Origin of the sequence: Nonomuraea sp. LPB2021202275-12-8 (assembly GCF_037044575.1) — a bacterium.
Taxonomy (GTDB): Bacteria; Actinomycetota; Actinomycetes; order Streptosporangiales; family Streptosporangiaceae; genus Nonomuraea.
This window is the reverse complement of record NZ_JBAHWD010000004.1, coordinates 364554-378285: the sequence shown is the minus strand read 5'-3', so window position 1 is coordinate 378285 and position 13732 is coordinate 364554. Positions and strand designations below refer to the sequence as shown.

16 protein-coding genes are annotated in these 13732 nt (G+C 70.7%); 8 read left to right on the top strand and 8 right to left on the bottom strand.

Going from position 1 to position 13732, the window contains the following annotated elements:
• Positions 1 to 57: 57 nt before the first annotated feature.
• Positions 58 to 906, top strand: a complete 849-nt coding sequence (locus tag V5E28_RS10375; RefSeq protein ID WP_336206249.1) for a D-alanyl-D-alanine carboxypeptidase family protein — start codon at positions 58 to 60, stop codon at positions 904 to 906.
• Here V5E28_RS10375 and V5E28_RS10370 read toward each other — a convergent pair.
• Both V5E28_RS10370 and V5E28_RS10365 read right to left on the bottom strand, forming a co-directional pair.
• A complete protein-coding gene (locus V5E28_RS10370) occupies positions 876 to 1451 on the bottom strand; it encodes a patatin-like phospholipase family protein (RefSeq protein ID WP_336206248.1) in 576 nt (191 codons plus the stop codon). The genes V5E28_RS10375 and V5E28_RS10370 overlap by 31 nt on opposite strands.
• Positions 1448 to 2338: an alpha/beta fold hydrolase gene (locus V5E28_RS10365; RefSeq protein WP_336206247.1), complete on the bottom strand. Its 891-nt coding sequence runs from the start codon at positions 2336 to 2338 to the stop codon at positions 1448 to 1450. The genes V5E28_RS10370 and V5E28_RS10365 overlap by 4 nt, the downstream gene beginning before the upstream one ends.
• Before the next feature lie 70 nt (positions 2339 to 2408).
• Between V5E28_RS10365 and V5E28_RS10360 the strand changes: the two genes are divergently transcribed.
• From V5E28_RS10360 to V5E28_RS10340, 5 genes are all read left to right on the top strand, one after another.
• Complete coding sequence (locus V5E28_RS10360) at positions 2409 to 2990, top strand: TetR/AcrR family transcriptional regulator (RefSeq protein WP_336206246.1); 582 nt, start codon at positions 2409 to 2411, stop codon at positions 2988 to 2990.
• 183 nt (positions 2991 to 3173) lie between these two features.
• Positions 3174 to 3962: a sugar phosphate isomerase/epimerase family protein gene (locus V5E28_RS10355; RefSeq protein WP_336206244.1), complete on the top strand. Its 789-nt coding sequence runs from the start codon at positions 3174 to 3176 to the stop codon at positions 3960 to 3962.
• A 23-nt stretch (positions 3963 to 3985) separates the two neighbouring features.
• Positions 3986 to 5062 carry a Gfo/Idh/MocA family protein gene (locus V5E28_RS10350; RefSeq protein ID WP_336206243.1) on the top strand — a complete coding sequence of 359 codons (1077 nt, stop codon included), beginning with the start codon at positions 3986 to 3988 and terminating at the stop codon, positions 5060 to 5062.
• Positions 5063 to 5119: 57 nt separating this feature from the next.
• The gene (locus V5E28_RS10345; RefSeq protein WP_336206242.1) at positions 5120 to 5845 is read left to right on the top strand and encodes a ThuA domain-containing protein; all 726 of its coding nucleotides are present in this window, start codon (positions 5120 to 5122) and stop codon (positions 5843 to 5845) included.
• A gap of 8 nt (positions 5846 to 5853) precedes the next feature.
• The gene (locus V5E28_RS10340; RefSeq protein WP_336206240.1) at positions 5854 to 6891 is read left to right on the top strand and encodes a Gfo/Idh/MocA family protein; all 1038 of its coding nucleotides are present in this window, start codon (positions 5854 to 5856) and stop codon (positions 6889 to 6891) included.
• Positions 6892 to 6894: 3 nt separating this feature from the next.
• Here V5E28_RS10340 and V5E28_RS10335 read toward each other — a convergent pair whose 3' ends face one another.
• The 6 genes from V5E28_RS10335 to V5E28_RS10310 all read right to left on the bottom strand — a co-directional run bounded on the left by V5E28_RS10335 (position 6895) and on the right by V5E28_RS10310 (position 10964).
• A complete protein-coding gene (locus V5E28_RS10335; RefSeq protein ID WP_336206238.1) occupies positions 6895 to 7818 on the bottom strand; it encodes a serine hydrolase in 924 nt (307 codons plus the stop codon).
• 97 nt (positions 7819 to 7915) lie between these two features.
• Positions 7916 to 8179, bottom strand: coding sequence for a DUF4235 domain-containing protein (locus V5E28_RS10330; protein ID WP_336206236.1), 264 nt, complete (start codon positions 8177 to 8179; stop codon positions 7916 to 7918).
• 125 nt (positions 8180 to 8304) lie between these two features.
• Positions 8305 to 8655 (bottom strand): hypothetical protein, encoded by a 351-nt coding sequence (locus tag V5E28_RS10325; RefSeq protein ID WP_336206235.1) that lies wholly within the window; start codon positions 8653 to 8655, stop codon positions 8305 to 8307.
• Positions 8652 to 9170, bottom strand: a complete 519-nt coding sequence (locus tag V5E28_RS10320; RefSeq protein ID WP_336206233.1) for a DUF6232 family protein — start codon at positions 9168 to 9170, stop codon at positions 8652 to 8654. The genes V5E28_RS10325 and V5E28_RS10320 overlap by 4 nt, the downstream gene beginning before the upstream one ends.
• A 170-nt stretch (positions 9171 to 9340) precedes the next feature.
• Entirely contained in the window at positions 9341 to 10156 is an 816-nt protein-coding gene (locus V5E28_RS10315) for a TrmH family RNA methyltransferase (protein WP_336206231.1), read from the bottom strand.
• Positions 10149 to 10964 (bottom strand): DUF4184 family protein, encoded by an 816-nt coding sequence (locus V5E28_RS10310; protein WP_336206228.1) that lies wholly within the window; start codon positions 10962 to 10964, stop codon positions 10149 to 10151. Before V5E28_RS10310 ends, V5E28_RS10315 begins: the two co-directional genes overlap by 8 nt.
• Positions 10965 to 11078: 114 nt before the next feature.
• Between V5E28_RS10310 and V5E28_RS10305 the strand changes: the two genes are divergently transcribed.
• Positions 11079 to 11714: a hypothetical protein gene (locus tag V5E28_RS10305; RefSeq protein WP_336206227.1), complete on the top strand. Its 636-nt coding sequence runs from the start codon at positions 11079 to 11081 to the stop codon at positions 11712 to 11714.
• 349 nt (positions 11715 to 12063) lie between these two features.
• Complete coding sequence (locus tag V5E28_RS10300) at positions 12064 to 13635, top strand: substrate-binding domain-containing protein (RefSeq protein ID WP_336206225.1); 1572 nt, start codon at positions 12064 to 12066, stop codon at positions 13633 to 13635.
• The last annotated feature ends 97 nt before the right edge of the window (positions 13636 to 13732 follow it).

The window sequence follows — 13732 nt, the reverse complement described above, 5'->3', positions numbered from 1 at the left end:
CTCTCTGAACGTCATGTTCGCCGAACGCCTGGTTGTTTGGATGCCACCATGTTCGGCATGCGTATTGCCGGTTTCATCAGCTCTGCCCTCCTAGCCCTGGTCGTGGGGGTTTCCTCGGCCGCGCCCGCGACGGCGGCGGACGCGGACGCGCCCGCGGTGGGCGCCAGGACGGCCTACGTGATCGACTCGGCGGGAACGGTCCACTTCGACAAGCGTGAGACCGCCCGCGTTCCGGTCGCCAGCCTGGTCAAAGTGATGACCGCCTACGTCGTGCTGCGCGAGGCGGAACTCGGCGACACGGTCAAGGTCACCGCCGCGGACGTCCGCCACGCCGTGCGCAACGGCGCCACCACGGCGTCGCTCAAGGCGGGCGAGCGGCTCACCGTGAGGGACCTGCTCTACGGCCTGATGCTGCCTTCCGGCGCCGACGCGGCCAACGCCCTGGCCCGCACGTACGGCCCGGGCAAGGCGGGCTTCGTCCGCAAGATGAACGCCACCGCCAGGTCGCTCGGCCTGGCCGACACCCGCTACACCAACGCCGACGGCCTGCCCGCGCCGTCCAACGGCGGCTACTCCACCGCCGTCGACCAGGCCAAGCTGGCCCAGCGGGCACTGGCCGACCCCACGTTCAGAACGGTCGTCGGCCGCCAGGTGCACACGGTGCCCAAGACCGCCGTGCACCGTTCCCACACCTGGCGCAATTCCAACAAGCTCTTGACGAGCGCCGACGGCGTGCTGGGCGTCAAGACCGGCTACACCCGGGCGGCGGGCTTCTGCCTGCTGTTCGCCGGCGAGCGAGGCGGCAGGCAGGTGGTCGGGGTGCTGCTGAACGACCAGAACGAGCGCCGCTTCAGCACGGCCGAGCGGCTCCTGAACTACGTCGGCGACCAGATCACCCTCGGCTGACGGCTCGGGCCGCCGCTCCCCCACGGGCCGATCGGCCTCGCCCCGCCGTCACGGTACGACCTCAGCCGCGCCACACCTCGGCTACGGCGGCGGCCACCTCGACGGCCCTGGCCCTGCCGTTCGCCGCGGCCGGGGCCCGGCGAGCGGGGTCGAGCATGCGAGACGCCGGAAAGGACGCCGGCGAGCCACTCCCGCCGCTCGCTCTCCGGCCCCGTATCGGCGGCGAGCGCGTAGCGGCCCATCCGGACGCCGAAATCCCTGGCGTCCCTGGCCCTGGTCAGCCTCCACACCAGGCCGAACAGGGCGAACGGTGACGTCTTGGGTGCCGCTTCACCGTCCACCGGAGACAGCTGGGCCGCGTACAGCTCTTCCAGGTCGAGTCCCGCGGTGAGCTGCGCGGCGACGACGGCGCCCGCGGAGGTGCCGACGACCAGGTCCGCGTCGCGCAGGTCGACACCGTGCTCGGCCAGTCCGGCCAGCACTCCCGTCTCCCAGGCGATGCCCAGCGCCCCGCCGCCGCCCAGCACCAGCGCTCTCGTGGTCATGGCGTCTCCTCCAGCCGGAGGCCGCCGAAGCCCGTGATGCGCTCGCAAACCAGCTCGGGGACCTCCTGCGGAACGCCGTGCCCGACCCCCGGCACGATCACCGCCCGGCGGAGCGAGCCCATCAACCGGGCTCGGGCGAGCGCGCGGGCGGGACGCAGCATCCTGCTGCGACCGCCGAGGATCACCTGCGTGGGCACGGTGACCCGCCGCAGCTCCTCGTCGGTGTACGGCCTGGTAGGCGTACGGTCCGACCGGAACGCCCACACGCCGACCATGACCGGGGCCATGATCTCCGGTCGTTCGACCAACGCCGCGTCGGCGAGCAGGCGCGCCAGCCGGGGCTTCCACGACGGCGGCGCCCGCATCGCGAAGAGGGCCGCGACCAGGCCCAGCAGGAACCTCGCCGGCACCTTCTCCAGCCCTCCCGGGTCGAGCAGGGTCAGAGCCGACAGCCTGCCGCTGCCGCGGACGGCCAGGCCGAGAGCGAGCCAGCCGCCATAGGAGTGGCCGACCAGGTGGACGTCGTCGAGGTCGAGACCGGCGAGCACCTCCTCCAGCCAGACGGCGGGGTCGGGGAGCGGGGACGTCTGCACGCTGCCGCCGGGGTCATGGACGGTGTCGATCGCGTAGACGGGGCTGTGCAGTCCGAGCCCGGAGACCAGGCCGTACCAGTTGGAGGCGTTTCCGCCGTGGCCGTGCAGCAGGACGATCGGGCGGCCCGGTCCCGCGCCGTGGCGATAGACCCGGGTGGTGCCGTAGGAGGTGCCGATGTCCAGCGCCTCGCGGTCATCCGGCCAGAGGGCCATGGCCCGCTCGTAGGCGTCCTGGAACGCCTGTCTGGCCTTTTCACTGGTGAACCGGCCGATGCCGGTGTGGCGTGCGCTCACACATCCTCCTGGTACACCTGTATAGGGTACAGTTGTACCAATTCTTTCACCGGCCGACAAGGAGCTCCGCATGGCCCGCGGCACAGACCGTGAGTGGCGCCGGCGCGACATCGCCGACGCCCTGCTGCGGGTGGCGGGCGAGCGCGGGCTGCATGCAGCGACGATGCGGGCGGTGGCCGCCGAGGCGGGCGTGTCACTCCATCTGGTGCAGCACTACTTCGACACCAAAGAGCAGCTCATGTCCTTCGCGCTGCAGCGCCTGGCGGAGCTGATGCGGGACCGGGTCGTGCAGCGGGTGTCGGGCGTCGCAGGGCCCCGCGAGCTGGTCGAGACCATCCTGGCCGAGGCGCTTCCCACGGATCCCGCAAGCCGTCTCCACCACCTGGTCTACACGTCGTACGCGATGCTCGCGGTGACCGATCCCGCGCTCGCCGCCCATCCGTTCCTGGCGGCGCCTGACGCGATGGAGTCGTTCGTCGCCGAGCAGCTCGCCCACGGGCGGCCGGGCACCGACCCGCGCCTGGAGTCGGCCGCGCTGCTGGCGATGTGCGCCGGGCTGGGCGCGGGGGTGCTGGCCGGGCAGCGCAGCGCCGAGGACGCCATGGCCGTCCTTCGGCACCAACTGGACCGGCTCTTCGAGGTAACGCACTGAAATTTCAGTGAAAATCCGTCAGCCGGCCCCCTTAGGTGTCCGATCGTGGCCCGTCAAGTGGCGCGAGGGGCAGGAAAATCACCCATAGCCATCCATTGACCTCATGGTGCGTGCGCCGTAGTTTCACTGAAATACTCCGAAATGTGCAGTTATGCGGGGAGACGTGTGAACACGATTGCGTTCATGGGAGCCAACTACGTCACCAGAGAGACCGGTTACCGCATGCCCGCGGCCGGCTGGGGTGAGGCCGACCGGGTCACGAACGAGCGGTTCGCGCCGCTGGACGGGTTCGCCGAGCGGTTCGGACAGATCGTCTCGGAGGTCGAGGACCTGGGGTTCAGCTCGATGGACGTCTGGACCGCCCACCTGAACCCGCGGTGGGCGAGCGACGAGCATCTCCGGATCGCCGCCGGGCTGCTCGCCGAGCACGAGCTCACCGTGCCGAGCGTGGCCGGGTCCGCCGGGGCGGATCTGGACTACTTCCGCGGCCTGTGCCGGATCGCGCGCGCGGTCGGCGCGCCGGTCATCGGCGGCATGGCGCCCGTGCTGGCCACCGACCGGGACGGGGTGGTGGCCGCGCTGGAAGAGTACGACCTGGTGCTCGGCGTCGAGAACCATCCCGAACGCACCCCGGAGGAGTATCTGGAGGCGATGGGCGGCGCGGCCGGCGGCCGGATCGGCGCCGCCCTGGACACCGGCTGGTTCGGCACGCACGGCTACGACGCCGCCGACGCGATCGAGGCCGTGGCCGACCGGCTCAAGCACGTGCATCTCAAGGACGTGGCGGCGCCCGGCGGGCACGACACGGTGGCGCTCGGCGAGGGCTGCGTCCCGGTTCGGCGGTGCGTGGAGGCGCTGCGGCGCATCGGCTACGAGGGCACGATCAGCATCGAGCACGAGCCGGAGGACCGCGATCCGGTCCCCGAGGTCCTGAAGTCCCGCGAGCTGCTGCGCCAGTGGCTGGCCGCCTGACCTCCGCAGAAAGGGACGCCATCGTGACTTCCGAGACCACCGGCGTGGCCGTCGTCGGCTGCGGCAACATCGCCCAGGCCTACGCCCGCCAGCTCGCCGGCTATCCGGAGATCGACCTGCTCGGCGTACAGGATGTGGACGGCGCGCGGGCCGAGGCGCTGGCCGCCACGCACGGCGTGCGCGCCTACGGCTCCCTTGAGGAGCTCCTGGCCGACCCGGGCGTCGACATCGCGGTGAACCTGACGGCGCACCGCGCCCATTACGAGGTCATCCGCCGCTGCCTGGAGGCGGGCAAGCACGTCCACAGCGAGAAGCCGCTCGCCCTGACGCACGCGGAGGCGGCCGAACTGGTCGAGCTGGCCGACAAGCGGGGGCTGCGGCTCGGCGGCGCCCCCGCGACCTTCCTCGGCGAGGCCCAGCAGACCGCGCTGAAGCTGCTCCGCGACGACGCCATCGGCAAGGTCAGACTCGTCTACGGGGAAGTGAACTGGGGCCGGATCGAGGTCTGGCACCCGGACCCGGTCGGCTTCTACGAGGTGGGGCCGCTGTTCGACGTGGGCGTCTACCCCCTGACGATGGCCACCGCCGCGCTCGGCCCGGCCCGGCGCGCGACCGCGTTCGCCTCGGTCGTGCAGCCTCACCGCGAACGGCTCGACGGCCGGCCGTTCACCATCACCACCCCCGACTACGTCGTCGCCAGCGTCGAGTTCGACGGCGGCGTGCTGCTCCGGCTGACCTGCGACTTCTACGTCGACGGGCACAACACCCATCAGCACGGGCTGGAGTTCCACGGCGACGGCGGATCGCTGCTCCTGCACAGCTGGCACGACTTCGACTCCGACCTGGAGATCGGCGCATTCCGCGAGCCGCTCCGGCCGGTGCCGCCGGTGCGGGAGGCGTACCGGGGCGTGGAGTGGGGCAGGCCCGTGCGGGACCTCGCGGCGGCGATCCGCGAGGAGCGGCCGCACCGGGCCACCGGGGAACAGGCCGCGCACGTGGTGGAGATCCTCTGCGCCGTCCGCCAGTCCTACGAGACGGGCAGGCCGGTCGACCTGGTCTCGTCGTTCGTCCCCGCCGCCGCGATGGAGTGGGCGCTCTGACTGGGTAAGCCCAGGGGGGATCGGGAGGGGCCGCGGGGCCCTCCAGAAGGGGAGCACATGCCGATCAAGGTCACTGTCTGGAGCGAGAACTACCACGAGCCGCGCGAGCCGGAGGTGCGCCGGCGCTACCCCGACGGCATTCACGGCGCGATCGCGGCCGGCCTGGCCGAGCACCTGGGCGAGCGCGTCCGGGTGCGCACCGCGGTGCTGGAGGACCCCGAGCACGGCCTGTCGGACAAGGAGCTCGCCGAGACCGACGTGCTGACCTGGTGGGGGCACATGGCCCACGAGGATGTGGCCGACGAGGTCGTGGAGAGGGTGAGGCAGCGCGTGCTCGGCGGCATGGGCCTGCTGGTGCTGCACTCCGGCCACTACTCGAAGATCTTCCGCAGCCTGATGGGCACCACGTGCAGCCTCAACTGGCGCGACGCGGGCGAGCGGGAGCTCGTCTGGACGGTGGCGCCCGGGCATCCCATCTCCCATGGCGTGCCGCACCCCCTGATCATCGGCGAGCAGGAGACGTACGGCGAGCCGTTCGGCATCCCCCAGCCCGACGAGCTCGTCTTCGTCAGCTCCTTCAGCGGCGGCGAGGTGTTCCGCAGTGGCTGCTGCTACCGCCGGGGAATGGGCAGCGTCTTCTACTTCAGCCCCGGCGACCAGAATTACCCCGTCTACCACAACCCCGATGTACGCCGCGTCCTGGCCAACGCCGTGCTGTGGGCCGCTCCGGCCGGGCCTGTCGGCGAGCCGCTTCGCAACGCGCACACCCCCGTCCAGTGGTAGGAGATCTCTTGACCTTCGACACCGTCGACGAGGACCGCCCGCTCCGCGGCGTGGTGGTCGGAGCCGGATTCATCGGCGGGCAGTGGGCCCCCGAGCTGCTCGCCAACCCCGCCACCCGGCTCGTGGGCTGGGTGGACGTGGAGCCGGAGCGTGCCCGCGCCTCCGCCGCCAAGCTGGGGCTGGCGGGCTTACCCACCGGTCCTTCGCTGACCTCCCTGCTGGACGGCGAGGAGCCGGACTTCGTCGTCAACTGCACCGTCCCCGACGCCCACTACGAGGTGACCGTCGCCGCCCTGGAGCGGGGGGTGTCGGTGCTCAGCGAGAAGCCGATGGCCGTCTCGCTCGACGAGGCCCGCGGCATGGTCGCCGCCGCGGACCGGGCCCGGCGGCTGTTCATGGTCAACCAGAACCGCCGCTACATGCCGGCACTGGTGGCCTACCGCAGGACCGTGGCCGACCTCGGCGCGCTGGGCATGCTGGCGTCGGAGTTCCTCATGCCGTACCGGGGGGCCGACTTCCTGTCCACCCTGGAGCATCCGCTGCTGCAGGACATGGCGATCCACCTGTTCGACGCGGCCAGGGCCGTTTCGGGCGCCGATCCGGTCGCCGTCTACTGCGAGTCGTTCCGCCCGCCGTGGACCTGGTATCCGGGTGCCTGCTCGGCCGTGGCGATCTTCGAGATGACCGGCGGCCTTCGCTACACGTTCACCGGGAGCTGGTCCGCCCCCGGCCTGCCGTCCTCCTGGACGGGGAGCTGGCGGGCCTCAGGCAGCCGCGGCACCGCCCTGTGGGACGGCGAGGCCGCCATCACGGTGGGCGCCGCGCGCGGGGAGTCGCTCAAGCCCGGCGAGCCCGAGCCGGACCCGCACCCCGGGCGGCGCCGCTTCACCGGTCTCGCCGAGGGGCTGGCGGAGTTCGTCGCCGGACTGCGCACGGGCAGCCCGCCGCAGGGCGAGTGCCACGACAACCTCCGCAGCCTGGCCATGGTCACGGCGGCCCTGGAGTCGGCCCGCACCGGGAGCAGGGTGCCGGTGCCGGCGGCCTGACCGTCAGACGTCCGACGCGGCGGAGAGGGCCGCGGTCACGGTTTTCGCGACTCGCTCCACGGCCTCGATCCCCTGGCGCATCGAGGTGTGCCGGTCCGACACCACGGCGATCAGGTGGTCGTGGTCGCCGGAGCGCACCCGGCCGATGCTGTTGACCGTCCACAGGCCGCCGTCGACGGGCCGGGGCAGCCAGCCGTTCTTGAGCGCGACCTGCGAGCCCTCGCGGGCGGCGGCGCTGACCCCCCAGGCCTGCTCCGGTGCCACGGCTCTCATCAGGCGCAGCACGTAGCGGCGGTGTTCGCCGGTGAGCGGCCCCTCGGTGGAGGTGAGCGCCCTGAGCAGCCGGACCTGGTCGGCGGCGCTGGTGGTGGTCGCGCCCCAGGCTCCCGCCGGGCCGGGCCGGGTGCTGCGCAGGCCGAGTCTCCTGTTGGCGGCGGCCAGGCCGGAGGCGCCCCCGATGGTGTTCCACAGCGTGCTCGCGGCGTCGTTGTCGCTGACCTTGACGGCTCGCGCCGCCAGGCGTCTCTCCCCGGAGGTGAGGGCGCGACGCCGGCGCTGGACCTGGAGCAGGAGCGCGACGACGATGTTCACCTTGACGACGCTGGCGGTCGCGGGACGCAGCCGGGTGTTGTAGGAGAAGCCCAGGCCGGTGGCCAGGTCCCGGACGGCCACTGACAGGCGCCCCGGCTCGCCGGACAGGTAGCGGTCCAGCGCCCGGCTCAGCTTCCGGCGCTCCGCCTTGGAGAACGAGGGCGAGGTGCTCTTCGCCGTCGTCCCGGGTCGCTGGGGGGTGGCGGGAATCATCGCACTCACCTCGGCCTTGGCCTGCGGGGGCACCGCGTCCTGGGCCAGGACGGACGCCGTCAGCAGCAGGGCGCATCCCGCCGCCACGATCCTGGACGCCCCGCGCCCGGCCGGAAAGCTCACGATCGCAAGCTTTCCGACGGGCCGGTTTCGGCGGCGTTTCCGTGCTTCGCCGGGTTCTCACGAGCCCCGAACCGCGCCGATCACAGGAGGAAGCCGGTCAGCCCTTCGCCCGGCTCTCGATCGTCCTGCGCCGGAAGGTCTGCGCGCCGGCGCGATGCACGGCCGCCTTGACCAGGCCGAAGAGGGCTCCCTGCAGTGCGGCGGCGAGGAGGATCTCCGTCCAGCCGCGGTCGAGGTCCTCGGCGTCCGGCGCGTCGTCCTGGCCGGACGCCATCTTCCACGCCCGCTTGAACAGCGCGGCGGCCAGCGCGGCGCTGAGCAGGCTCATTCCCAGCGATACGGATTTCTCTACAGGTTTCATTGCATCTCCCCACGATGGTGTCCGGCAGACGACATGCTCTACCCGATCCGACGAAGGGGAATCCCAGCAGCCGAGGCCAACCCTCACACCCCGCACGGCGGCCACCCGGGGTCAGCCAAAGCGACCTATGAGCTTGAAAAGCAGCTGAGAAGCTCCTTTATCGCATTGATTACCGGCACTCCGACCTCTCCCAGGAGAGCCGCGATTCCCGCGATCTTACCGAGCGGCTCCTTGAGCTCCGAGACGGTGCCCTCGGAGTCCAGGCGCCGAACCGCCGAATCGACTTCGGCCCGCTCCGTCTCATCCAGATGCCGCCTCAGGGCGTCGATCGCCTGGAGCACATTGTCAAACGCGGCCGACCGCGACTCCGGACCGGCGACCGACTTACCGCCGGTCACGATATCGCCGGACCCGGTGTGCTGCGCCTTACCGATGCTTCCGCGCCCGTACTGGACAATGTGGTCGCCGCCGGTCATCCGCCCACCACGTTGTCCCCGAAGCCGGAGTGGTGCTGCTTGCCGATGCTCCCCGCCCCGTACTGCTGGATGAGATCGCCCTGGACGGCGTGCGCGACGTTGAACACCAGCTGGGCGGAGTCGGGCCGGCCTATCGCCTTGGCGACCTCGCTGACCAGGTAGCCGATCTCGCTCCTCGCCGTGCTCCAGACGGCGTCGCGCTGCGTGCCGGACGTGTTGACGACCAGGCCGTACACCGCCGGCCTGCTGAGCACCGAGACGAGTTGCCAGACCAGCAGCGCCTGCACGGCGATCAGGAGGAGAACCCCGACGATGTCGAGGAGCTGCGCCAGGATTCCGCCGACGACCAGCCAGATCAGCGAACGGATGACGAACCTCTTCCAGGCGGCTCCTTTATTCACCTCCAGTATTCGCTGCCCGACATGAGAGATATTTCGTAGTGGATAGGCCTCGCCGCCGACCCACAGTATTCCGTCGCCGACCCGGACCTGCACCACTGAGTGGTTGAGCGCCATTGGCCCACCCTTTCCTTGGGAGTAAAAGGAATGTAGGCAGAGTCGAGGCACCAGCTCATGACAAGTAGTAACGATCCGATAACCTTGGCATTTTACGGGATAGGCCAGTAGTTTTAATTTATTCGTATTTCGCCTGCTTTTAGGTGTTAAGCGTGATGCGCGGATCCTCGCTATGGCGCGTCCGTTGATCGCATCAGCCCGTGGCAGGCGATCGCGGCCGCGGCCACCACGTTGAGCGAGTCCACGCCCGCCGCCATGGCCGCCGCGCTCATCGGGATGCACACCGGCTCGTCGGCCTCGTGCAGCCACCGCGACGACAGCCCGTCCCCCTCCGAGCCGAGCAGCAGCGCCACCCGGTCGGCCAGCTTGACCCTGTCCAGCGGGGTGGCGGACTGGTCGGGCGTGAGAGCCAGCGCCTGGAAGCCCGCCCCGCGCAACTCGCCCAGGCCGGTGTACCAGTTGTCCATCCGCGCGTACGGGATCGAGAAGACGGCTCCCATGGAGACCTTCACCGCCCGGCGGTAGAGCGGGTCGGCGCAGCGGGGCGACAGGATGATCCCGTCCACGCCCAGCGCGGCGGCGCATCTGAAGATCGCGCCGACGTTGGCGTGGTCCACGATGTCCTCCAGGACCACCACGCGCGCGGCGGGGTCGAGCACGGTCTCGGTGGAGGGGAGCGGCAGGCGTTCCATCGAGGCCAGCGCTCCGCGGTGGACCTGGAAGCCGGCGACTCCGGTCATGGTCTCGTCGTCGACCACGTAGACGGTGGCCGATCCGAGGACGTCGGCGAGGGAGTCGAGCCAGCGGCGGGTGGTCAGGACCGAGCGGATCGGGTATCCCCCCGCGATCGCGCGCCTGATCACCTTCTCGCCTTCGGCCACGAACAGGCCCCGCTCGGCTTCGAGGCTCTTGCGCAGCTCGACGTCCCGCAGCCTGGTGTAGTCGGCGAGCCGGGGATCGGCGGCGTCCGTTACGTGTTCAAGCACCTTCCGATACTGCCATGAGCCGCCTGACCTGCCAGACCGCCGCGTAGCAGGTGAGCACCAGGCACAGGCCGACGACCGTGCCCGCGCCCACCTTGGTGATCACGCTGGCCACCCCGAAGGCCGGGTTCGGCTCGTCGACCAGGGGCCAGAGGAACGCGCCCGCGACGATGCCGGCCGAGCCGCACGCGAGCACGGTGCGGCGCAGGCGGGCGGAGGTCCGGAGACGCTCGGGCACCGGGGCGGGGGCCATGGCGGTCAGGCCGCCCCAGGCCCACCGGACGACGATCGCCAGGCCCACCGCCGAGGAGAGGTACTGCAGCAGCCGGAAGACGGGCAGCACGCCGAAGACCGTCGCCCCCAGCCAGTGGCCCCACTCCGCGGCGGCGGTGGAGTGGGTGAAGGAGTCCCACAGCACGTGACTGGCCGCACCGATCAGGGCGCCCGCGACGACGGCCGGGAACGTGCGCGCGAGGTGGCCCCAGGCGGGCATCAGGGTGGCAGCACGGCCGGCGAGCGCGGGCGGGAGCAGGGAGAGCAGCGGGTCGCGGAAGACGCCGTGGAACAGGGCGAGCAGGATCAGCACCGCCGCCAGGTCCACGGTCACCACGCCCTGCCAGGAGTGCCAGTCGCTGTAGTCGGGCAGGAACGGCAGGAAGATCGGCAGGTCGGGCACCATGGCGCCGATGGCCAGCGCCCACGGGTCGGCGAACCTGCGCACCCGCGGCGAGGACATCAGTGGCAGCACCGCAGCGATGTGACTGGGCGTGAACGGCATCGGCCCCCGCTTCTCCCCGTGATGATCGTTCAACACTACCCACGATGCGGGGAAATTCTTTGCTGCCAGCCTCTAAGGTCACGATAAGTAATGGGTACGGTACGTATCGCTGTCGACGGCCGGGGGCCGGGAATGCGGAGGTTCAAGGTGCCTGACCAGCGAGTTCATGCGCATCCGGCCGCGTCGGCCGACTGGATCAGGGCTGCCCGCCTGGCGCGGTCCCTGTCCGTGGTCACCCTGGTGTGGCTGGCCGTGGAGAGCTCGCTCGGGCTGCTGGCGGGCTTCTCCGCGCACTCCGTGGCATTGATCGGCTGGGGGCTCGCGGCCCTGGTCGAGGCGGCGGCGAGCCTGATCGTGCTGTGGCGCTTCACCGGGGCGCGCACGCTGTCGGCGGGCGCGGAGCACCGGGCGCGGCGGGCGATCGCGGTGAGCTTCTGGCTGCTCGCCCCCTACCTGATCATCCATGTGGGGCACGATCTGGATGCGGGTCACCGGGCGGAGCCGACCTTGCTCGGCATCGTGGTGACCGCGTTCAGCCTGTTCACCATGCCCGTCCTCGGGGTGGTGAAGCGGCGGCTCGCGGTGCGGCTGGCGTCCGGGGCGACGGCCGGGGAGGGCACCCAGAATCTGATGTGCGGCGCGATGGCGGCCGGGGTGCTCGCCGGGCTGTGGCTCAACACGATCGGGTGGTGGTGGGTGGATCCCGCGATGGCGCTGGCGCTCGCCGTGGTCTCGGTGCGGGAAGGCGTGCGCGCCTGGCGTGGTCACGGATGCTGCCATTGACCGTAACAGAGGGTCATCACCGCACCAAAAGGGCTGTTTTGCCACAGCAAGCGCACCGAGTATCGTTCCCCGAGTATCGCGGAGTATCTCCCACTAGGGTCTCCGGAAGGTCTCAACGTCACCAAGATCACACCAAGAGGACATCGTGGGGCGACACCGCACAGACGAGCTCGATGGCGGCTACCAAGCCCAGGAGCCATCCCCCCGCAGGCGGTCACGCGGCGGACGCGGCCGGGTGCTCGTCCCCCTCGCGGGAGCCGTGGCCCTCGCCGTACTGCTCGGTGTGGCCGCATTCGTGATCTTCAATCGGGAGCATGACTGCTCCGGTGGCAAGCTTCCGCTCCAGGTCGTGGCGACCCCCGACATCCAGCCGGCGCTCAACAAGATCGCGGGGACGTACAACAAGGCCCTGCACTCGATCGACACCAAGTGCGTCGAGGTGGCGGTGGCCAAGGAGTCCGCGACGCGGACCGAGAACGCGCTGGCCGCCGGCAAGTTCGCGGCGGACGTCTGGGTGGCCGACTCCAGCCTGGTCGTGAACCGGGTCCGCAACCACCCCTCCGGCGCGGTCTCCCTGCCCGAGCCGTCCGGCTCGATCGCCTCCTCGCCCGTCGTACTGGCGACCGCCAAGTCCGCAGCGGCCAAGCTGGAGGGCAGCCTCAAGCCGAGCTGGTCGAGCATGGTGGCGGCGGCCAACGTGGCGAACGTGGACGGTCCCGGCAAGAAGGTCCGCGTGCTCGCCCTCGACCCGCAGAAGAACTCGGCGGGGCTCACCGCGCTCCTGGCCGCGGCCGGCACCGCCAAGGCGTCGGGGCAGGACAAGGCTCTGGTCGGCGCGCTCAAGGAGCTGTCAGGGCAGCTCGTCTCCGACCCGGCCGCGCTGCTGGCCAGCCTCACCGTGAAGGGCGGCAGCAAGGTCCCGCTCGGCGTCACGTCCGAGCAGGCGATCCACGCCCACAATGCGAAAAAGCCGGACACGCCGGTCGTGGCGCTCTACCCGAACGAGGGCACGCTGAGCCTGGACTACCCCGTCACGGTCGTCAGCAAAGACCCGGCGGTGCAGAAGGCCGCCGCCGACTTCCAGCAGGAGCTCGGCAAGGAGTCCGCGCAGAAGGTGCTGCGCGGCCAGGGGTTCCGCGGCCCCGACGGCAAGGCGGGCGAGGCCTTGACGGAGGCCAAGGGCTTCACTCCCGGCGCCCCGAAGGCGCTGCCCGTCCCCGACGTCAAGACCGTGGCCACCATGACCCAGACCTGGACCAGGCTGAACCTCGGCACCCGGCTGCTCACCCTGCTGGACGTCTCGGGCACGATGGCGCTGCCCGTCCCCGGCACGAACCTGACCCGCATGCAGGCCATCAGCAAGATCGCCACCGAGGGCCTCGGGCTGTTCCCCGCGGACTCCGAGATGGGCGTGTGGATGTTCTCCACGCATCTCGACGGCCAGGGCAAGGACTGGAAGGAGGTCGTCTCCGTCGGCCCGCTCACCGAGAGCATCGACGGCGTGCTGCGCAAGGACGCGCTGGCCAGGCAGCTGTCCACGGTCCAGGCCAAGACCACGGGCGACACCGGCCTGAACGACACGCTCAAGGCCGCCTACACGGAGATGACCAAGAGCTACCAGCGCGACAAGATCAACACGCTGCTGATCCTGACCGACGGCGCCGGCAACGACGACCCCGACGGTGGCGTCACCAACGCGCAGATCCTGACGTTCCTCAAGAAGACCTACAAGCCCGAACGGCCGGTCAGCATCCTGCTCATCGCGTTCGGCCCCGAGGCCCAGAAGGGCAAGCGGCAGATGGACGCGGTGGCCCAGGCCACCGGCGGCGAGGCCTACATCGCCAAGGACCCGCTCGAGGTACGTGACTTCTTCCTGCAGGGCATGGAGCGGCGCCTCTGCACCCCCAACTGCGACGGCTGATTCAGGCGTCACATCTGACCCAGTTTTACCTGGTCGATGCCTGTTCGGCATGACCCGTGCTCGCAGGCCAACCCGCCTCACGCAGGCGGCGTCCTAA

Excerpts from the sequence above, each read along its gene's own strand:
- V5E28_RS10375 (WP_336206249.1), top strand. The coding sequence starts at position 58 with ATGCGTATTGCCGGTTTCATCAGCTCTGCCCTCCTAGCCCTGGTCGTG.
- V5E28_RS10370 (WP_336206248.1), bottom strand. The coding sequence starts at position 1,451 with ATGACCACGAGAGCGCTGGTGCTGGGCGGCGGCGGGGCGCTGGGCATC.
- V5E28_RS10360 (WP_336206246.1), top strand. The coding sequence starts at position 2,409 with ATGGCCCGCGGCACAGACCGTGAGTGGCGCCGGCGCGACATCGCCGAC.
- V5E28_RS10355 (WP_336206244.1), top strand. The coding sequence starts at position 3,174 with ATGGGAGCCAACTACGTCACCAGAGAGACCGGTTACCGCATGCCCGCG.
- V5E28_RS10345 (WP_336206242.1), top strand. The coding sequence starts at position 5,120 with ATGCCGATCAAGGTCACTGTCTGGAGCGAGAACTACCACGAGCCGCGC.
- V5E28_RS10330 (WP_336206236.1), bottom strand. The coding sequence starts at position 8,179 with ATGAAACCTGTAGAGAAATCCGTATCGCTGGGAATGAGCCTGCTCAGC.
- V5E28_RS10325 (WP_336206235.1), bottom strand. The coding sequence starts at position 8,655 with ATGACCGGCGGCGACCACATTGTCCAGTACGGGCGCGGAAGCATCGGT.
- V5E28_RS10320 (WP_336206233.1), bottom strand. The coding sequence starts at position 9,170 with ATGGCGCTCAACCACTCAGTGGTGCAGGTCCGGGTCGGCGACGGAATA.